Origin of the sequence: Bacteroides sp. AM23-12, from assembly GCF_003434395.1 — a bacterium.
Lineage (GTDB): Bacteria > Bacteroidota > Bacteroidia > Bacteroidales > Bacteroidaceae > Bacteroides > Bacteroides thetaiotaomicron.
Window position 1 is genome coordinate 75,564 of the sequence record NZ_QTLF01000005.1, and the last position, 21,353, is coordinate 96,916.

Here is a 21,353-nt window from a genome sequence, read left to right on the forward strand (position 1 = left end):
ATGAAAGAAAAGATAAATAAAATATGTTTGACAGCATCGATGGTGACAGGACTAATCTGTTTTACTGGATGCAGCGATGATTTTCTGAAAGACAAGAAAGTATATGGAAGCTATGACGCTTCGGTTGTGTACGAAAATTATGAAACAGCCAAAAGTCGTGTGGACTTTTTATATCAGTCTTTATTGCCTAGTTCTACCGGAGGTTCCAATGCTTTGACCGATATAACCAGTGCGGGTATTGATGACGATTTTTCCAAATGTACGGAGGAATATGGAGACTACTCTATTTTCAATGATCCTACGGCATCTCTTACTATTCAGACTGTTCCCGATTATTTTTATGTAATCAACAGTGAAAGAAGTCCTTGGGGACGTATCCGCGAATGTAATAATGTGATTGAAGGTGTGACGGGAAGTGCGACTCTTTCGCAGACAGAGAAAGAACAATTACTCGGACAAGCTTACTTTTTTCGTGCATGGCGTTATTATCTGTTGGTGAAAATGTATGGTGGTGTTCCCATTGTAGACCACGTCCAGAATCCGGTGATAGGTGATGGTAATGGTGAGAATCTGGTCATTCCTCGTTCCTCGACTAAGGCTTGTATAGACTTTATATGCGATGACTTGGAACTGGCAGCCAGCTATCTTCCTGCACGTTGGCAGAATGAAGGGCAGGATTACGGACGCATAACCGCCGGTGCAGCACTTGCTCTAAAAGGTCGTACATTGTTGCTTTATGCTAGTCCACTTTTTAACCGTGCCGATGACGCATCTCGTTGGAAAGATGCTTACGACGCCAATTTTGCTGCCATCACTAAACTGAATGAAGGTAACTTCGGACTTGCTTATGAAGGCAATGGCGGAGAAGACAATGCCAAGAATTGGGCCAGAATGTTCGCCACTTATACAGGTGGAAGCGAAGCCGTATTTGTTACTTTATATAATAATGTGTCTCCTATTGCTTCACAAAACATCAACCGATACAACTTGTGGGAGCAGGGAATCCGACCAGGAAATATAAACGGAGGCGGAGGAAAGACTCCTACAGCGGAAATAATAGACATCTTCCCGATGATTGACGGTAAGAAACCGATGGAATCAGGAGTTCATTATGACCCTAAAAAGTTCTTTCTAAATCGTGACCCGCGTTTCTACCGTACATTTGCATTTCCGGGGGTAGAGTGGAAATTCAACAGTGGCAATGTCGATTTTTCAGGAGCAACGATGTCTAGTTTATGCCCAACCCGTTATACCAGTGGTGCGAACTATGAACTTTGGAATTATTGTTGGTATACTACGGCTGATGAGCGTAATAATCCGAGTAGAAGCGGTTTTGCAGCCGATATGCTGGGCACTAAGAATAGAGGAGTCTATGTTCGTAAACGTTCGGATGATTTTGATTTGGGCACTAGTCTTTATGTGTTTACTGATAACAGCAGTGGTGATCAGCAGGGATTCAGACGATCGGCAGCTCCTTACATGGAGATACGGTATGCGGAAGTATTGCTGAATCTGGCAGAATCAGCTTGTGGTGCGGGCGGCACTTATCATGCGGAAGGGGTCAAGGCGCTGAAAGCCGTACGTGGCAGAGTAGGCTATACGAGTGCAAATAATTATGGCCTGGATGCGGCGATTGAAACTGACCGTGCTAAATTGTTTGAAGCTATATTGTATGAACGTCAGGTAGAGTTGGCTTTTGAAGGTAAACGTGCGTATGATATGCGTCGTTGGATGCTATTTGACGGAGGTGTAGGACAAGGTGCTTTGAATGCAAGTTGGGCATTGAGTGGCTTTGGAGGTAATACTTGTACTTATTTGGGTGTGACTCCGATGAATGAACGTGGTAAGAGATATCGCATAGAAATCAATGTTGAAGGTACCGGGTCTGCAAATAATGACAGTGATCCGATTAAAAACGTAGAGCGACCAGCAGCACTGACATTGAATGAGAAGATTGCTACGGAAGCAGACGGAGAAACGATTCTTGATCCGGCTGTGTCAAGTATATGTACATTCTATGATACCTATTTCTCACGTAAAGATATCAGTCTTGATGGTAATGTGCTGGACATTAATCCTTATTTCCAACCCAGATATTATTTCTTTGGATTGCGTCAAAGTGCACAGCAAACTAATGCGACATTGTATCAGACCATTGGTTGGGAAGATTATGCTCACGGTGGTATGGGTACTTTCGACCCATTGGCAGAATAAAAGATTTTTCTGATTCCCGGAAAAAAGTAATTTAATATAAAAAGGTGGCCTCAAGGCACTTTCCTTTTAATAGGAAAAGTGTCTTGAGGCTTTTTTTTGCATATAATTTCCAATTAACTTCATTTTTGTTCTTTTTATGTGATTACATATCTTTAAATCATACGTCCTTTTTGTGTATGAAGAAAAAGAAGAGTGGTATATGTATTTTATGATTATTTAAGTAGTTTACTAACATGTCTTCATTCAAGAGTTCATGGGAAGCTTCTTATAATTTTTATTGAGATGGAAAGCAATTCACAAGATTAACTGACTGTCAAAGTAGGGAACTGAATAATAGGAATCAAACCGAACAAAGAAATAAATCGAAGACTGTAGAAAGAAGCCATTAGTTTTGCAGCCATTACTGCATAAATGTGAATGAAATGTTTAACGGACTATTGTATATAATATTCAACTTAAATATTGATAACATAAGAACGTATTGTTTAATTTAAATTTAATGTATGAAAAGTAATCGTTTATTTTTACGAAGAAGAACACGTGGACTGTTATTCGCTACGTTATTATTTCTTTTAAGTAGCTGTACCATAGGGTATCACGAAGACGAATCTTTTGAGTCGGATGTGAAAAATGCTACACTGGAATCTCCCCAATTGGAGAATGTAAAAGTGGAACTTGATGCCACAGGAGAAAATGCAACTATTGAATGGCCTGTAGTGCATGGAGCAGAAGGTTATGAGTTTTCTTGGTATGTAGTTGATGATCCTGAAAATCCGATAGCTGTAGTTGAAGGAGAGTTTATCGATGGTTGTAGCGTTGAATTGGAAGTAGAAGAAGATACAAAATATAAATTCTTAATTAAAACCATTGGAAATAAACAGTTTAATAACAAAGATGCAGAAAAAGCCTGTGAAATAAGTTTTTCAACTTTACTTGAAACATATGCATCCATTCCTAGTGGAGTAGATTTGACTCAATGGTTTATTGATAATCCGCTTCCAGAGACTGATATGGAACCTAATGAAGATGGCACTTTAAAAGAGTTGGCATATGAATTAGAGGCTAACGGTGAATATACTATATCAGGTCCAATAGATTTTGGAGCACGTAAAGTTACAATTCGTGGAAATAAAATTAATCATTCGAAAATTACATTTGGTCAAAGTGGTAGAATATTAACACAGAATGGTTTGAAGATAAAGTTTATGGATTTCTATTGTAATGCAATGGAGAAAGGTTCTTCTGATGCTTCATTAATTGGATTAAGTAAGACTCCAAATGAACAATTAAAAGTATCTTCTGGAGAATACGTTATTAAAGATCCCATCGTTATTCAGTCTTGTAATGTATATGACCTTAATAGGCATTTATTATATGATTCAGGGAAAAAATATTGTGTAGAAAACTTTACAGTAAAAGCTTCTTTTATTAGATGTAATCAGTCTAATACGATTGTGTATTTTAATAAAGGTAGTTTTATTAATATAACATTTAAAGAGAGTACTCTTTGTAGTACTGTACAGAATGGAAGTTATTTTGCACAGGTAAATGGTAACAGACCTAACAAGATTACTGGATATTCAAATGGAACTTTTAATTTTTATAATTGTACAGTATACAATCTTGCTTATAGCAAAGACTTTACTAATTGGAATAGCTATAGAGGACAAGCATGCTTAACACTAAATTTCTCCAGAACTATTTTTGTAGATTGTGGTAAAGGAGATATGACGAATAAAATAATGGGTAATGCAAATATGTCTAGAAATTTTGAATATAATACTTATTGGTATAATGGTAGTCAAAGTAATGACAAATATGATACAAATACTCTTGATACAGATCCTGGCTTCATTAATGCTGTAAATGGTGATTTTACTGTAACTGGAGCAAGCCAGCTTGAAAAGAGAACCGGTGATCCACGATGGCTTCCACTTGTTGAAGAGTAAGTAAAGTAGTATGACAATAAAAATTAAATACAATGAATAAGAAAAATATTATTCTCAGTTTATTCATCGGTACACTGTTGACTTTTGTTATGCCATTGTGTGCCCAGAATCAGACAGTAACTGGACTTGTTGTAGATGTAAGTGGTGAACCGATAATAGGTGCTACTGTCATGGTGGTAAATGGGACAGTAGGTACAGTGACAGATATTGATGGGAAATTTAATATTAAGGTTGCTCCAAAAAGCAAATTGAAAGTTTCCTTTGTTGGATATACTTCACAAATTATATCTGATTTAAAAAATCCTAGGATTGTACTTTTAGAAGATCAACTGAAATTAGATGAAGTTGTAGTACTTGGTGATTATGGTTCTCAGAAATTACGTAATGCAACAGGTGCCATTGAAACGATTTCCACAGAAGAATTGAAAGATTTGTCAGTGGGTAGTTTGGGTGACGCGTTAGCTGGTAAAATAAATGGTTTACATGTATCACTTAGTGGTGGGCGTCCAGGTAGTACACCAAGCTTACAGATTCGTCAAAGTTCAGTGAATACTACCATTACTCCAAGTTCTGATTTAGGAGGTAATGCAAGCCCTACTCCACTATATGTTATTGATGGCTTTATTGCAGATGAAGGTGCTTTCAATAATTTAGATATAAATGAAGTAGAAAATGTGACTGTTTTAAAGGATGCTGCAGCGGCTGTATATGGAGCACGTGCTGCGTATGGTGTTGTGCTGGTTAAGACTAAACAAGGAAAAGTAGGTGCTCCCAAAATTTCTTATTCAGGACAGTTTGGTTATACAGATGCATTGATGTTACCGAAGATGCTAAATGCCTATGATTACGGTCGTATATACAATGCTGCTCGTGCTGCTAATACTGCTACTAAGGATCAAGAATCCGATGACTTGAGGGTACAACTTTTTCAATCTGATGAGTTGGAGGCAATGAAGGGTATGAATTATAATTTATTAGATAAAGAATGGAGTGCGGCTTTGACGCAGCGTCATAGTGTCAACATTAGCGGGGGAACAGAAAAAGCAACTTATTTCGGTGGTGTTTCGTATTATCAGCAAGAAGGTAATATAGGGCGCTTGGACTATAATCGTTGGAACTATCGTGCTGGTGTAAATGCTAATATTTCAAAATGGATGAAAGCTTCTTTGCAGGTATCTGGTAATTATGGAGAGACAAATAAACCTAAAAATGTAAAAGGTGGTGGCTCTGATGGTGATTTTGAATCTTTAATGTTACATGTACCTTATGTGCCTGATCAAGTAAATGGATATTATATTTTTCATTCAGGTATGGAAAATATAACTAATCCAAGTGATCAGCAGAAGTATAATTTTGCAGCAGTACAGAATGCGTCAGATAATGTTGAGAATCAGAATCAGAATTTTTCTCTTAACGGTTCATTAGAGTATGATTTTGGTTGGAGTAAATACTTACGTGGTTTAAAGGTAAAAGCTTCTTATTCAAAAAATATAAGTACAGGAAAAACAAATACTATCGGTACAAAAATCGATGTATATCGCCTTATATCCCGTGGTGGCAGCGGTGGTCACCTTTATGTTGGTGACGAGATTGAATACAATGCTAATACATTGGGATTGTATGAGTTGAATAATGGCAACTCTTTGGGGCGTAGTATGAATCGCTCAGATAGTTATCAAATGAACTTAACAGTAAGCTATGCACGTCAGTTTGGTAAGCATTATGTCAGTGGTTTGTTCTCTATTGAAAAAGCAGAATCAGAATGGGAAGATTTGAATGGTAGTCTTACAGACCCATTACCTTTTACAGATGGCCAATCTAGTTCTGTGGATTCCAATGCAGAAGGTTTTGCTCAAACTGTAACGTTTAACCGCAGTGAGTCTGGTATGCTTTCTTATGTTGGTCGTGTGAATTATTCATATGATGATAAATATTTGTTTGAGTTTATGCTCCGTTCTGATGCCTCTGCCAAATTTGCTCCTCAGAATTATTGGGGAATGTTCCCTTCATGGTCTGCCGGCTGGGTTATTTCAGATGAAAAATGGTTTGATAAAGACAAGACAAAAATCGACTTTTTGAAGATACGTGGTTCGTTTGGTATTCTTGGTAAAGATAATGTGAATGCTTGGCTTTGGACTCAGCTTTACACCCGTAATCCAGACAAAGGACCGATCTTTGGAACTAATTCTAGTACAAATACAAGTGCTACGATTCGTATGCCGAAACAAGGAGTAAATCCTGATGTACATTGGGATAAGACTTATAAAACTAATTTTGGTATTGATATGGCCTTTTTGAAGAATCGAATGAGCGCTAATTTGGACTTCTATTATGATATGGGCCGTGAAATGTTTGCTTCACATCAAGGAACTTCTTATTATCCGAATACGGTAGGAATACAGCCTGCTCCAGAAAACTTTGGTGAGGTAGATACATATGGTGTTGAATTGTCATTAGGATGGAAGGATAAAATTGGAAAAGACATGTCATATTGGGTAAAGCTTACAACAGGATACAATGATAATAAAATCAGAGAGACAGGTTGGAAGGCTGCATATGATTTTGATAAATTAGTGAGAAATGAACGTTCTGATAGAGGACTATGGGGTTATGAATGTATAGGTATGTTCCGTAGTTATCAGGAAATTAATGAGTACTTTGATAAATATAGTATTACTAAATATTTAGGAAATACAAAAGAAAATGTACATCCTGGTATGCTGATTTATAAGGATGTACGTGGACAATATGATGAATCAACTGGAACTTTTGGTCCGGCAGATGGTATTGTTGATGAACAAGATTATATAAAAATTTCTCACCGTGCTAGTAATCCTTACGGTGGAACTTTAAATTTCGGTTTCTCTTATAAAGATTTTTCTATTAGTGCGCAGTTTGGTGCAAGTTGGGGAGCATATTCCTTAGTTCCTACAACTATGCGTAAAGAAAGTTACTCTGAATATAGTAATGTGTCGGCAATGTGGAAAGATATGTTTGTATATGAGGATATTTATGACGCTAATAATATAGTAACTGTAGCACAAAACAGAAATGCAAAATACCCGAATATTCGCTATAGTAGCGTAAATGGTGCACCCTCTACTTTTTGGAAAGTAAGTGCAGCAACAGTGCAACTTCGTAATATGACAGTAGCTTATGCATTGCCTAAAGAATGGCTAAAAATAATTGGTATTAGTAGTTGCCGTTTCAATCTTACTTGCCAAAATGTATTTAACTTCCTAAACCCTTATCCAGAAGGAGCATGGGCTTCTTGGGCGGGAAGCTATGGATATTATCCGAACTTACGTAAATTCACGTTAGGTGTTAATGTTTCATTTTAATAATTTGAATACAATGATGAAGAAAATAAATAAGTATGGTTCAATTGCATTACTGACCATAACAGTTGCCGTCTTTACAAGTTGTAGTGATCAATTTTTGGAAGACAAAAAATTATATGGAAGTTTTAACGGTACGACTATTTATGAAAATTATGAGTCAGCTGATAACCGTATAGCTTACTTGTATTATATCATGCTGCCGAGTGCGACGGGTGGATCTGATCTGACTGGTTCTATGGGTGATATGCCAAGCACGGGAACAAGTGATCAATATTCGAAATGTACAGAAGAATATGGAGGGATATCAGGTTTGATGAATCCTAATTCTCCTCTAGATTATGAAACTGTTACTGATTATTTTAATCTAGATAACAATTATTCTCCTTGGGTGCGTATTCGTGAGTGTAATGATATGATCGAAGGAGTGATTGGCAGTGAAAGTTTAACTGAACACCAAAAGCAGTTATTGTTGGGACAAGCATTTTTCTTCCGTGCATGGCGTTATTATTTAATGGTAATGATGTATGGTGGTGTACCTATTATTGATAATGTACAAAATCCTATAATTGGAGATAGTGAAGGTATTCATTTGGTAGTTCCACGCTCGTCTACAAAAGAATGTATTGATTTTATTTGCAAAGATTTGCAAACAGCTGCTGATTATCTGCCAGCACGTTGGGAGTCTGAAAATAAGAATTTTGGACGCATAACATCGGGGGCAGCATTGGCTTTAAAAGGTCGTGTGGAATTGTTATATGCCAGTCCGCTTTTTAATAGGGCGGATGATGTTACACGATGGGAAACTGCATATCAAACAAACTTAGCTGCTGTAAAAAAACTGGAAGAAGGTAATTTTGGATTGGCTTATGAAAACAATTCAGGAAAGAATGCAGCAGGTTGGGGAAAGATATTCTCCGATTATATTGGCTCAGAAGGTGGTGGAGGAACTGTTTCTGAGGCAGTATTAGTAACTTTATATAATAATGTATCACCAGCCGAGCACTTACAGCTTGAAAAATGGAATGGATGGGAACATTCTCTTCGCCCAGCTAATGCTGGAGGTGGGGGTGGTATGACTCCCACTGCAGAAATGGTTGATCTTTTTCCAATGGCGGATGGGAAGAAACCAAATGACATGAATGGATCTTATGATTATAATCAAGAACTTTTCTTTTTAAACCGTGATCCAAGATTTTATCGCACTTTTGCGTTCCCTGGTGTAGAATGGAAGTTTGATAGTGATGACTTGAAATCTTTTGGTGAAAAAGGTCAATTACCTTATGGCATTAATGGGTATACTACAGGGAATAATTACAAGTTGTGGAATTATTGTTGGTATGATAATGTAGATGATCGTAATAGTAACTCTAAGTCAGGCTATGCAGCTGATTGTCTAGGTATCAAAAATACGGGGATTTATTTGCGTAAGCGTACAGATGATTTAGCACTCAATTCTAATCCTTTATATATCTTTGAAAAGACTTCAGGTAATGGATTCAGACAGTCTGCTGCTCCATATATGGAAATACGTTTTGCCGAAGTATTATTGAATTATGCGGAGGCTGCTTGTGGGGCAAATCATTTTGACGAGGCAGTGAATGCTCTTAAACGAATTCGTAAGCGTGTAGGATATACAGATAATTGTGGATTAGATCCAGCTATTTTTAATGATCGTGCTAAACTATTTGAGGCTATACTTTATGAACGTCAAATAGAACTTGCTTATGAAGGTAAACGTTTCCACGATGTGCGACGTTGGATGTTATTTGATGGTGGAGTGGGCCAAGAAGCACTGAAATCGACTTGGAAACTTACAGGTTTTAATGGCAATACATGTAACTATTTAGGAGTTGAACCATTGAATGGTCAGAGAAGACATCGGATTGAGGTTTATGCAAAAAATTTTATTGCTGCTAAAAGTAATAATGTCTACAATGAAGATAAAACAATAAAAGAAACCTATGATGAATTATGGAATAAACGTCCGACAGCATTAAGTTTGACTGAAGATATAACTTGTACAGAATCAGCCGATGATGAAATAACATATGCAGATGCAAAGGTAAAGGCATTGGCTCAGTTTTATCAAGAACATTTTAAACGTAAAAATCTTAGTACTGACGGTAATGATGAAACTATTCTTCCAACATTTAAACCTTATTATTATATCTTAGGTTTTAAGAAGAATGCGATGCAAAACAATGTGTCATTAGAACAAAATATAGGATGGGGCGACTATTGGAGAGGTGGAGCTGATGGTACCTTTGATCCTTTGGCAGAGTGAATTCGTTTATCAAAATAATTACTTGATCTGAAGAATGTTCATTCTGAAATAAACCTAAGGACCATTTATCACTTTGATCTTTTGAAAAGAATATTAAGGAATAAGTGGTCCTTTTGTATTTAAAGTTAGAATAGAAAAATATATTATATTTTCTGATTACATATTTCCTTGTTTTACGTCTTATTATTGTATTTTAGAATGATCAATCTCACAAAACCTAATAAAAATGAAGAAGAAACATGTACTTTTAGTAGCTTTTGCAGCTGCAATGTTGACTCCGACCGTTGTATGGGCACAATACCCGCAGATAACTGACGAAGCCAAAGCGAATTATACAAAGATGATGACCGAGGAACGGAAACGTTCTGATGAAGCATGGGAGAAAGCGTTACCTATAGTACTGAAAGAAGCAAAAGAAGGACGTCCTTATATCTCATGGGCTGGTCGTCCCTATGATTTGCCACAAGCTAGAATTCCCTCGTTTCCGGGTGCTGAAGGAGGCGGAATGTATAGTTTCGGTGGCCGTGGTGGTAAAGTAATTACGGTTACTAATCTGAATGATCGTGGTCCGGGTTCATTCCGCGAAGCTTGTGAGACAGGTGGTGCACGTATTATTGTATTCAATGTGGCTGGTATCATTCGTTTGGAATCTCCGATTATTGTTCGAGCACCTTACGTTACTATTGCCGGACAGACAGCACCGGGTGATGGTGTCTGCATTGCCGGAGAATCATTTTGGGTGGATACACACGACGTAGTTGTACGTCATATGAGATTCCGTCGTGGAGAAACAAAAGTATGGCATCGTGACGACTCTTTCGGTGGTAATCCGATTGGTAATATCATGATAGACCACTGTTCATGTACATGGGGACTGGACGAAAATATATCTTTCTACCGTCATATGTACGATCCGAGTGAAGGTCAATATGAAAGCAAGGATTTGAAGCTTCCGACAGTCAATGTAACTATTCAGAATACAATTTCTGCGAAAGCGCTGGATACCTATAACCATGCATTCGGCAGTACGCTGGGAGGTGAGAACTGTGCATTTATGCGTAACCTTTGGGCCAGCAACTCTGGTCGCAATCCGTCTGTAGGCTGGAATGGAGTATTCAACTTCGTTAATAATGTAGTATTTAATTGGGTGCATCGTTCTTCTGATGGTGGCGATTATACCGCCATGTTCAATATGATCAATAACTATTATAAACCCGGTCCTGCTACTCCAAAGAATAATACGGTAGGCTGCCGTATTCTGAAACCGGAAGCCGGACGCAGTAAACTGAATTATAAGGTATACGGTCGCGTGTATGCTGATGGTAACGTTATGGAAGGCTATCCGGAAATCACGAAAGATAACTGGAATGGTGGTATCCAAATCGAGAGTCAGCCAAATACAGAGGGATATACTGAGAATATGCGGAGCTATGAGCCGTTTGCAATGCCTTATATCAAAATTACATCAGCTAATGATGCTTATGATTATGTGACAAAACATGTTGGTGCCAATATACCCTGCCGTGATATCGTGGACGAACGCATCATAGAAGAAGTAAAAACAGGTATTCCTTATTATGACAAGAAACTTGCGAAGGATGCTAATGGTGATCTTACAGGCTTGTCTCCTAAGTCAATGGGAGAAGACGGTCAGTTTAAATATCGTCGTTTACCTAAAGATTCTTATAAGATAGGTATCATTACTGATATTCGTCAGATGGGTGGTTTCCCCGAATATAAAGGAACTCCGTATGTGGATACGGATGGTGACGGTATGCCGGATGAATGGGAAATTGCTAATGGATTGAATCCGAATGATCCAAGTGATGCTAATAAAGATTGTACAGGTGACGGATATACGAATATTGAAAAGTATATCAATGGAATCAGTACAAAACACAAAGTAGACTGGAGAGATTTAAAAAATAACTACGATACATTGGCTGAGAAAGGAAAATTAATGTAATCTGCAACTGGTATCGGTATAAGATGCCGGAACTGGGTTTCCTTTTGGCATATGGTATAAAAAATAAGATGAAATGAAAAAGATAGTTTTAATGTCTCTGTTGTTGCTTTGCGGTTGGATATCTGCCGGAGCAGTCGATTTGAACAAAGAGAATCGTGATCCGAAATATGTAGAGTCTATAGTCAATCGTTCGCAGAAAATTGTAGATAAACTAGGACTTACGGATGTGAAAGCAGCCGAAGACGTTTGTAATATTATTGCCAATCGCTATTTCGAACTGAATGATATTTATGAAATACGTGATGCAAAAGTAAAAACCGTTAAGGAATCAGGTTTGACCGGTGATGCGAAAAATGAAGCGTTGAAGGCTGCTGAAAATGAAAAAGATGCAGCTTTGTACCGTTCTCACTTTGCTTTTCCTGCCAGTTTATCTCTCTTTTTGAATGAGGAACAGATAGAAGCCGTAAAAGATGGAATGACTTATGGCGTGGTGAAAGTGACTTATGAAGCTACGCTTGATATGATTCCTTCTCTGAAAGAAGAAGAAAAGGTACAAATCTATGCTTGGTTGGTGGAAGCGCGTGAGTTTGCCATGGATGCGGAAAATTCAAATAAGAAACATGCGGCTTTCGGCAAGTACAAAGGACGTATCAACAATTATCTGGCTAAGCGGGGATATAATTTGACGAAAGAACGTGAAGAGTGGGCCAAACGTGTGAAAGCACGGGGAGGAACGCTGTAAAAGTATAGAATCTGGTAAGAAAGGATTGGTAACCAATGAGATACTATAAAAAGAAGTGGAATTCTTTCCCATTATTAAATGGTTAGTTTGTTTGATGGAGGAAAGGGTGGCTCGGAGAGTCGCCCTTTTTATCGTCTCTAAATTTTGATTCTGACGAATCTTCCAATCTATTTGAGTACAAATCCGGCTTTTCATCGTCTCTGTATAAAGGATATTAGTATAGTGTAAAAGAATCAATCATAGAAATGGGAAAGTTAAGAAATACATTAGCTGCAATAAGCATCCTGCTTTTAGCTTCTTGTGGAGGGAATAAAGATTATTATATGTTCACTTCATTTCATGAGCCGGCTGATGAAGGTTTGAGATATCTGTATAGTGAAGACGGAATGCACTGGGACAGTATTCCCGGTGTCTGGCTGAAGCCGGAATTGGGACAACATCGCCTGATGCGTGACCCTTCCATGGTGCGTACACCGGATGGTACTTATCATTTGGTATGGACCACCAGCTGGAAAGGGGATTTAGGCTTTGGTTATGCAAATTCCAAAGACTTGATTCACTGGTCGGAGCAACAAATGATTCCTGTAATGGCAGACGAACCGACCACTGTCAATGTATGGGCTCCGGAGATTTTTTATGATGACGAGAGCGAACAGTTTATGGTAGTATGGGCTTCATGTGTACCAGGTCGTTTTGAAAAGGGGATCGAAGAAGAAGAGAATAATCATCGTTTATACTACATCACTACAAAGGATTTTAAGACAATATCCAAGACGAAAGTATTATATGATCCCGGTTTCAGCTCAATCGACGCTGTCATTGTAAAGCGTGCGAAAAATGATTATGTAATGGTACTCAAAGATAATACACGTCCCGAACGTAATCTGAAAATTGCTTTTTCAGACTCTCTGACAGGACCTTATTCGCCGTCATCACAACCATTTACCGAATCGTTTGTAGAGGGACCGACTGTCGAAAAATTAGGTGATGATTATCTGATCTATTTTGATGTTTATAAAAAGAAAATATATGGTGCCATGCGTACCCGTGATTTTAAGAACTTCACGGATATCACAGAAAATGTGAGTGTGCCTGTCGGGCATAAACACGGAACCATCTTTAGAGCTTCAGAATCAGATGTTAAAACATTGCTGGAAGAAAGCAAGAAGAAATAAACTTAAACCGGATAAGTTGAATCCGGAATAAACTAAAACCTGAAATAAATCATGAACAACTCAACGAAGATTCTTCTTGTATTGGCTGTCGGATGGATGGCGACTACCATTCAGGCGCAGACTCCGCAGGACAGAATCCATTACACAGGAAAAGAATTATCGAATCCCACCTATCACGACGGACAATTATCTCCGGTAGTGGGAGTGCATAATATTCAACTGGTGCGTGCCAACCGCGAGCATCCGGAAGCGTCGAACGGCAATGGATGGACTTACAACCATCAGCCTATGCTGGCTTACTGGAACGGTCAGTTTTATTATCAGTATCTGGCAGATCCGTCAGATGAACATGTACCACCTTCCCAAACGTTCCTCATGACCTCGAAAGACGGTTATCAATGGACAAATCCGGAAATAGTGTTTCCTCCTTACAGAGTGCCGGACGGATATACCAAAGAATCCCGTCCGGGTATGCAGGCAAAAGACTTGATTGCTATCATGCACCAGCGTGTAGGCTTTTATGTATCTAAGTCGGGCAGATTGATTACGATGGGAAATTATGGAGTAGCTTTGGATAAGAAAGATGATCCGAACGACGGAAACGGTATCGGTCGGGTAGTACGTGAGATAAAGAAGGACGGTTCGTTCGGACCGATTTATTTCATTTATTACAATCATGGATTCAACGAAAAGAATACCGATTATCCCTATTTTAAAAAGAGCAAAGACTGGGAATTCGTAAAGGCTTGCCAGGAAATACTGGATAATCCGCTTTATATGATGCAATGGGTAGAAGAAGCTGACCGTGAAGATCCGATCATTCCACTGAAAAAAGGATATAAAGCATTCAATTGCTATACATTGCCCGATGGACGCATTGCGAGTCTTTGGAAACACGCTTTGACTTCGATCAGTGAAGATGGGGGACATACCTGGGCAGAACCTGTGCTTCGTGCAAAAGGATTTGTCAACAGTAATGCGAAAATCTGGGGACAACGTCTGAGCGATGGAACCTATGCTACGGTTTATAATCCGTCGGAATTCCGCTGGCCGTTGGCTATCTCATTGAGTAAGGACGGATTGGAGTATACTACATTAAACTTGGTACATGGTGAAATTACTCCGATGCGCTATGGAGGAAATTACAAATCATATGGTCCTCAATATCCCCGTGGCATTCAGGAAGGAAACGGAGTGCCTGCAGATGGTGATTTATGGGTTTCATATAGCGTAAATAAAGAAGATATGTGGATTTCCCGCATTCCTGTTCCGGTAGAGATTAATGCTTCTGCACACGCAGATGATGATTTTACGAAGTTTGGATCGATAGCTGAGTTGACCAACTGGAATATTTATTCTCCGGTTTGGGCACCGGTTTCTTTAGAAGGAGCTTGGTTGAAGCTACAGGATAAAGATCCCTTCGACTATGCGAAGGTAGAACGTAAGATTCCGGCTTCGAAAGAATTGAAAGTCTCATTTGATTTGTTGGCAGGACAGAATGATAAAGGTATACTTCAGATTGATTTCCTGGATGAGAACAGCATTGCCTGTTCGCGATTGGAACTCACTCCGGACGGCATTTTCCGTATGAAAGGTGGTTCACGTTTTGCGAATATGATGAAATATGAAGCGGGAAAGACTTATCATGTAGAAGCAGTTCTTTCGACTACCGATCGTAATATTCAAGTGTATGTGGATGGTAAGAGGGTAGGGCTGCGTATGTTTTATGCTCCGGTAGCAACGATTGAACGGATTGCTTTCCGTACCGGAGAAATGCGTACATTCCCGACTGTGGATACTCCTGCCGACCAAACGTATGATTTGCCCGATGCAGGCGGACAGGAACCATTGGCAGAATATCGTATAGCCAATGTAAAGACTTCGTCCACTGATAAGGACGCTTCTTCCGCTTTTTTGAAATATGCAGACTTTAGTCATTATGCCGAATCTTTCAATGGCATGGAAGATGAAAATATTGTTCAGGCAATTCCCAATGCCAAAGCTTCGGAATGGATGGAAGAAAATATCCCTTTGTTTGAATGCCCGCAGCGTAATTTTGAAGAAATGTATTATTATCGTTGGTGGTCATTGCGCAAGCATATCAAGGAGACTCCCGTCGGATATGGTATGACCGAGTTTTTGGTTCAGCGTTCTTATTCGGATAAGTATAACCTGATTGCCTGTGCTATCGGACATCATATTTATGAAAGTCGTTGGTTGCGTGATCCGAAATATCTGGATCAGATTATCCATACATGGTATCGTGGCAATGATGGAGGACCGATGAAGAAGATGGATAAGTTTAGTTCATGGAATGCAGATGCTGTACTGGCACGCTATATGGTGGATGGCGATAAGGATTTCATGCTGGATATGACGAAGGATCTGGAAACGGAATATCAGCGTTGGGAACGTACCAACCGTTTGAAGAACGGACTGTATTGGCAGGGTGATGTACAGGATGGCATGGAGGAATCCATCAGTGGCGGCCGAAAAAAGAAATATGCCCGTCCGACGATTAACAGCTATATGTATGGTAATGCAAAAGCCCTTTCGATAATGGGAATCCTTTCCGGTGATGAAGGAATGGCTATGAGGTATGGTATGAGAGCGGATACATTAAAGAGTCTCGTAGAAAACGATTTATGGAATACACGCCATCAGTTCTTTGAAACGATGCGTACTGACTCTTCCGCCAATGTGCGCGAGGCAATCGGGTATATCCCGTGGTATTTCAATTTACCGGACACAACAAAGAAATATGAAGTTGCCTGGAAAGAAATTATGGATGAGAAAGGATTTTCTGCTCCTTATGGATTGACTACGGCAGAACGCCGTCATCCTGAGTTCCGCACGCGCGGAGTCGGTAAATGTGAATGGGACGGGGCTATCTGGCCGTTTGCTTCTGCACAGACGTTAACTGCCATGGCTAATTTCATGAATAATTATCCTCAGACAGTTTTGTCTGACAGCGTATATTTCCGTCAGATGGAATTGTATGTAGAGTCGCAGTATCATCGTGGACGTCCATATATTGGCGAGTATCTGGACGAAGTAACCGGATATTGGCTGAAAGGCGATCAGGAACGGAGCCGTTACTATAACCATTCTACTTTCAATGATTTGATGATTACCGGACTGGTCGGACTTCGTCCGCGTCTGGATGATACGATAGAGGTGAATCCGCTGATTCCGACAGATAAATGGGATTGGTTCTGTCTGGATAATGTTTTATATCATGGTTATAATCTAACGATTCTTTGGGATAAAAATGGTGATCGCTATCATTGTGGAAAAGGATTGCGTATTTTTGTGAATGGAAAAGAAGCAGGACATGCAGATACGTTGACAAGACTTGTTTGCGAGAATGCATTAAAGTGATATATTTATAACAGATAAGAGACAGAGCAATAATGACTTTTAAGAAATATCTTCTTCTTTTACTTTGTCTGCCATGCTTCGTACAGGCAAAGAATATAACGATTAGCCGCCTTACCTGCGAAATGCAGGAAGGGCTGGTGGTCGTTGAAAGTTGTCCCCGTTTGGGATGGACAATGGAATCACCGGAGAATGGCACGAGACAGACTGCTTATGAAATAGAGATTAGAGAGGCTTTTACCGGACGTTCCGTCTGGAATAGTGGAAAGGTAACTTCTTCACAGAGTCAGCTGGTTCCGACTGAAGGAGCGGATATATGTTTGAATAATCCATTTAATTATAGTTGGCGTGTGCGTGTTTGGGATGAGACGGATACTCCTTCCGAATGGAGTCAAGAAACAAAATTCCGTTTGGCATCCGATGACTTTTCTTCAGGGAAATGGATCGGAGCCATCACTCGTAAGGATTCGCACCTTCCCGAAGGGCGAAAGTTTCATGGCGGTGAATTGAAGAAACCGGAGGTGAAAGCTGCTTGGGAAGCGGTAGATACTTTGGCAAAGAAAAGTATTTGCTTGCGAAGAACGTTTCAGACAGGAGAGGCAAAAGGGAAGAATGCGAATCAGAAATCCGGAAAGAAAATCGTGGAAGCTACTGCGTACGTTTGTGGCCTGGGATTTTATGAGTTTTCTCTGAATGGCAAAAAAATAGGAGATAGTGAATTTGCTCCGCTTTGGAGCGATTATGATAAGAGTGTTTATTATAATACATACGATGTAACGGAGCAGTTACGGGATGGTGAGAATGTTGTAGGAATCTTATTGGGGAATGGATTCTACAATGTACAGGGAGGGCGCTATCGTAAATTGCAGATTAGTTTTGGTCCTCCCACACTTTTATTTGAATTAGTAATCAATTATGAGGATGGGACACGCGAGACGATCCGTTCGGATCAGGGGTGGAAATATGATCTGAGTCCGATAACCTTTAATTGTATTTATGGAGGGGAAGATTATGACGCCCGTCGCGAACAGAAAGGATGGAATCAAGTTGGTTTCAATGATAGCCATTGGCGTCCGGTAGTGGTTCAGGAAGCGCCGAAAGGAGTGATCCGTCCGCAGATGGCACCTCCGGTGAAGATTATGGAACGGTATGATATTCAGAAAGTAACCAAGTTGAATTCAGAACAGGTGATGGCTGCTTCCAAATCTACCAAACGAACAGTAGACCCTTCTGCTGTTGTGTTGGATATGGGACAGAATCTGGCCGGTTTTCCGGAGATAACCGTACGTGGTAAACGAGGACAGAAAGTCACCTTGATAGTAGCGGAAGCATTGACGGATGAAGGAGCTTGTAATCAGCGTCAGACAGGGCGTCAGCATTATTATGAATATACACTGAAAGGTGAAGGTGATGAAATCTGGCATCCTCGTTTTTCATATTATGGTTTTCGGTACATTCAGGTAGAAGGTGCTGTCTTGAAAGGACAGAAAAATCCTCAGAAACTGCCTGTCCTTAAAAACATTCAATCCTGTTTTGTCTATAATTCGGCAAAGAAAGTCTCTACATTCGAATCTTCCAACCGAATATTCAATGCAGCTCATCGATTGATTGAGAAGGCGGTTCGCAGTAATATGCAATCCGTATTTACCGATTGTCCGCATCGGGAGAAACTCGGATGGCTGGAACAGGTGCACCTCAATGGACCAGGACTACTCTATAATTATGATCTGACGGCCTATGCTCCACAGATTATGCAGAATATGGCAGACGCCCAGCATCCGAATGGAGCAATGCCCACAACGGCTCCGGAGTATGTAGTCTTTGAAGGCCCCGGAATGGATGCTTTTGCCGAATCCCCGGAGTGGGGAGGTTCACTGGTTATTTTCCCGTTTATGTACTATGAAACTTACGGAGATGATTCTTTGATAATGAAATATTATCAGCATATGCGTCGTTACACAGACTATCTTAAGACTCGGGCAGATAACGGTATTCTTTCTTTCGGATTGGGTGACTGGTATGATTATGGAGATTTCCGCGCCGGATTCTCCCGTAATACACCTGTTCCGTTGGTGGCTACGGCACATTATTATATGACTGTCATGTATCTGATAAAGGCTGCCCGAATGGTAGGCAATGAATTTGACGTTCGTTATTACAGTTCATTAGCACATGATATAATGCTAGCGTTTAACAAACGGTTTCTGGATAGTAATACAGCACAATATGGTACAGGGAGTCAAGCTAGTAATGCGCTTCCCATCTTCCTTCAGATGACTCAAAGTACAGGAGATAAAGGAGATTACACACCGGATGCAAGTCTGACTGCCAAAGTGTTGACGAATCTGATTAAAGATGTGGAATCACACGGCAATCGTTTGACTACCGGAGATGTGGGAAACCGCTATCTGATTCAGACATTGGCACGTAATGGACAGCATGAGCTTATTTATAAGATGTTCAATCATGAAGAAGCTCCCGGATACGGCTTCCAGCTGAAGTTTGGTGCAACTACATTGACGGAGCAGTGGGACCCGCGTCAAGGTTCTTCATGGAATCATTTCATGATGGGACAGATTGATGAATGGTTCTTTAATTCATTGATTGGTATTCGTCCGTCTACAACATTATCAGCTTCTGTAAATGAAAAGGATGAGCCAATGCAAGGTTATCAGAAGTTTGTCATTGCTCCGAAGCCGGTAGGAGACTTGAAATACGCTAAATCAACTTACGAGACTCTCTACGGTACGATTCTGGTAGACTGGACTCGTCAGAACGGTACTTTTACTCTGAATGTATCTGTACCGGTGAATACCACTGCTATCGTTTATCTTCCAGGTGAAAAAGAACCGAAAGAAGTACAAAGTGGGACATATAAGTTTGTTGCTGCCGAATAAGATATAAAAAAGAAGAACTATTTAATAATATAGAATATGAATTTACGAATTACTCTTTTGACTTTTCTTTGCCTTTGCGCAACGGTGATCCTCCGTGCCGAACGCGTCGATATGTTGAAAGCGGGTGCAAAAGCAAATGGGAAAGCTCTCAATACAAAGCTGATAAATTCAACGATTGACCGTTTGAATCGTGGAGGTGGAGGTACGCTCTTTTTTCCTGCCGGAACGTATCTGACGGGAAGTATCCATCTGAAAAGTAACATTACGCTGGAACTGGAAGCCGGAGCTATCCTGCTTTTTTCAGACAACTTTGACGACTATCTTCCTTTTGTAGAAGTTCGTCACGAAGGAGTCATGATGAAAAGTTTCCAGCCGTTAATCTATGCGGTTGATGCGGAAAATATCACTATCAAGGGAGAAGGTACACTGGATGGTCAAGGTAAGAAGTGGTGGATGGAGTTCTTTCGTGTAATGATTGACCTGAAAGATAATGGTATGCGTGATATTAATAAATATCAGCCGATGTGGGATGCTCAGAATGATACGACTGCCATCTATGCAGAGACGAATAAGGATTATGTCAGCACTTTGCAGCGTCGTTTTTTCCGCCCTCCGTTCATTCAGCCTGTTCGTTGCAAGAAGGTGAAGATTGAAGGAGTGAAAATTGTCAATTCTCCTTTTTGGACTGTTAATCCGGAGTTTTGTGACAATGTGACTATCAAAGGAATCACGATAGATAATGTCCCTTCTCCCAACACGGATGGAATCAATCCTGAGTCCTGCCGGAATGTACATATCAGTGATTGCCATATTTCTGTAGGTGATGACTGCATTACGATTAAATCTGGAAGAGACGCACAAGCCCGCCGCTTGGGAGTGCCGTGTGAGAATATTACTATTACCAATTGTACGATGCTTGCCGGTCATGGTGGGGTAGTGATCGGCAGTGAAATGAGTGGCAGTGTGCGTAAGGTCACGATCTCTAACTGTGTATTTGACGGAACCGACCGTGGTATCCGCATCAAGTCAACCCGTGGAAGGGGAGGAGTCGTAGAGGATATCCGTGTCAGCAATATCGTAATGAGTAACATCAAGCAGGAGGCTGTCGTCTTGAATCTGAAATACAGCCAAATGCCTGCAGAAGCAAAGAGTGAGCGTACTCCGATATTTCGTAATGTTCATATCAGCGGTATGACTGTGACGGATGTAAAGACTCCGATTAAAATAGTAGGACTGGAAGAAGCTCCGATTTCTGACATTGTATTGCGTGACATCCATATTCAGGGAGCCAAACAGAAGTGTATCTTTGAAGATTGTGAACGTATCACTATGGATGACGTAATCATTAACGGTGAAGAAATAAAACTGAAATAAACCTCTTGGGAGGTTACATATTTATAAATATAA

At 40.0% G+C, this 21,353-nt stretch carries 10 protein-coding genes; all 10 read left to right on the forward strand.

Annotated elements, in window-relative coordinates; all coding sequences use genetic code 11:
- The 10 genes from DW640_RS06940 (at window position 1) to DW640_RS06985 (ending at window position 21,320) form a co-directional block, all read left to right on the forward strand.
- Entirely contained in the window at window positions 1-2,214 is a 2,214-nt protein-coding gene (locus tag DW640_RS06940; protein WP_225665680.1) for a RagB/SusD family nutrient uptake outer membrane protein, read from the forward strand.
- 503 nt (window positions 2,215-2,717) lie between these two features.
- Entirely contained in the window at window positions 2,718-4,163 is a 1,446-nt protein-coding gene (locus tag DW640_RS06945; protein ID WP_008761666.1) for a DUF4992 family lipoprotein, read from the forward strand.
- Between the two features lie 32 nt (window positions 4,164-4,195).
- A complete protein-coding gene (locus DW640_RS06950; RefSeq protein ID WP_008761665.1) occupies window positions 4,196-7,504 on the forward strand; it encodes a TonB-dependent receptor in 3,309 nt (1,102 codons plus the stop codon).
- Between the two features lie 16 nt (window positions 7,505-7,520).
- Complete coding sequence (locus tag DW640_RS06955) at window positions 7,521-9,788, forward strand: RagB/SusD family nutrient uptake outer membrane protein (protein ID WP_165360445.1); 2,268 nt, start codon at window positions 7,521-7,523, stop codon at window positions 9,786-9,788.
- 226 nt (window positions 9,789-10,014) lie between these two features.
- Window positions 10,015-11,754, forward strand: a complete 1,740-nt coding sequence (locus DW640_RS06960; protein WP_008761663.1) for a thrombospondin type 3 repeat-containing protein — start codon at window positions 10,015-10,017, stop codon at window positions 11,752-11,754.
- A gap of 73 nt (window positions 11,755-11,827) precedes the next feature.
- Window positions 11,828-12,496, forward strand: a complete 669-nt coding sequence (locus DW640_RS06965) for a DUF3826 domain-containing protein (protein WP_054958977.1) — start codon at window positions 11,828-11,830, stop codon at window positions 12,494-12,496.
- A 245-nt stretch (window positions 12,497-12,741) separates the two neighbouring features.
- Window positions 12,742-13,671, forward strand: a complete 930-nt coding sequence (locus tag DW640_RS06970) for a glycoside hydrolase family 43 protein (RefSeq protein WP_054958976.1) — start codon at window positions 12,742-12,744, stop codon at window positions 13,669-13,671.
- Window positions 13,672-13,722: 51 nt separating this feature from the next.
- The gene (locus DW640_RS06975) at window positions 13,723-17,052 is read left to right on the forward strand and encodes a glycosyl hydrolase family 65 protein (protein WP_054958975.1); all 3,330 of its coding nucleotides are present in this window, start codon (window positions 13,723-13,725) and stop codon (window positions 17,050-17,052) included.
- A 32-nt stretch (window positions 17,053-17,084) separates the two neighbouring features.
- Window positions 17,085-19,946 carry a glycoside hydrolase family 78 protein gene (locus DW640_RS06980; RefSeq protein ID WP_055298525.1) on the forward strand — a complete coding sequence of 954 codons (2,862 nt, stop codon included), beginning with the start codon at window positions 17,085-17,087 and terminating at the stop codon, window positions 19,944-19,946.
- Between the two features lie 36 nt (window positions 19,947-19,982).
- The gene (locus DW640_RS06985; protein ID WP_054958973.1) at window positions 19,983-21,320 is read left to right on the forward strand and encodes a glycoside hydrolase family 28 protein; all 1,338 of its coding nucleotides are present in this window, start codon (window positions 19,983-19,985) and stop codon (window positions 21,318-21,320) included.
- Window positions 21,321-21,353 lie beyond the last annotated feature (33 nt).

Coding starts and splice junctions, on each gene's coding strand:
- DW640_RS06940 (WP_225665680.1), top strand. CDS start 1: ATGAAAGAAAAGATAAATAAAATATGTTTGACAGCATCGATGGTGACA.
- DW640_RS06945 (WP_008761666.1), top strand. CDS start 2,718: ATGAAAAGTAATCGTTTATTTTTACGAAGAAGAACACGTGGACTGTTA.
- DW640_RS06950 (WP_008761665.1), top strand. CDS start 4,196: ATGAATAAGAAAAATATTATTCTCAGTTTATTCATCGGTACACTGTTG.
- DW640_RS06955 (WP_165360445.1), top strand. CDS start 7,521: ATGAAGAAAATAAATAAGTATGGTTCAATTGCATTACTGACCATAACA.
- DW640_RS06960 (WP_008761663.1), top strand. CDS start 10,015: ATGAAGAAGAAACATGTACTTTTAGTAGCTTTTGCAGCTGCAATGTTG.
- DW640_RS06965 (WP_054958977.1), top strand. CDS start 11,828: ATGAAAAAGATAGTTTTAATGTCTCTGTTGTTGCTTTGCGGTTGGATA.
- DW640_RS06970 (WP_054958976.1), top strand. CDS start 12,742: ATGGGAAAGTTAAGAAATACATTAGCTGCAATAAGCATCCTGCTTTTA.
- DW640_RS06975 (WP_054958975.1), top strand. CDS start 13,723: ATGAACAACTCAACGAAGATTCTTCTTGTATTGGCTGTCGGATGGATG.
- DW640_RS06980 (WP_055298525.1), top strand. CDS start 17,085: ATGACTTTTAAGAAATATCTTCTTCTTTTACTTTGTCTGCCATGCTTC.
- DW640_RS06985 (WP_054958973.1), top strand. CDS start 19,983: ATGAATTTACGAATTACTCTTTTGACTTTTCTTTGCCTTTGCGCAACG.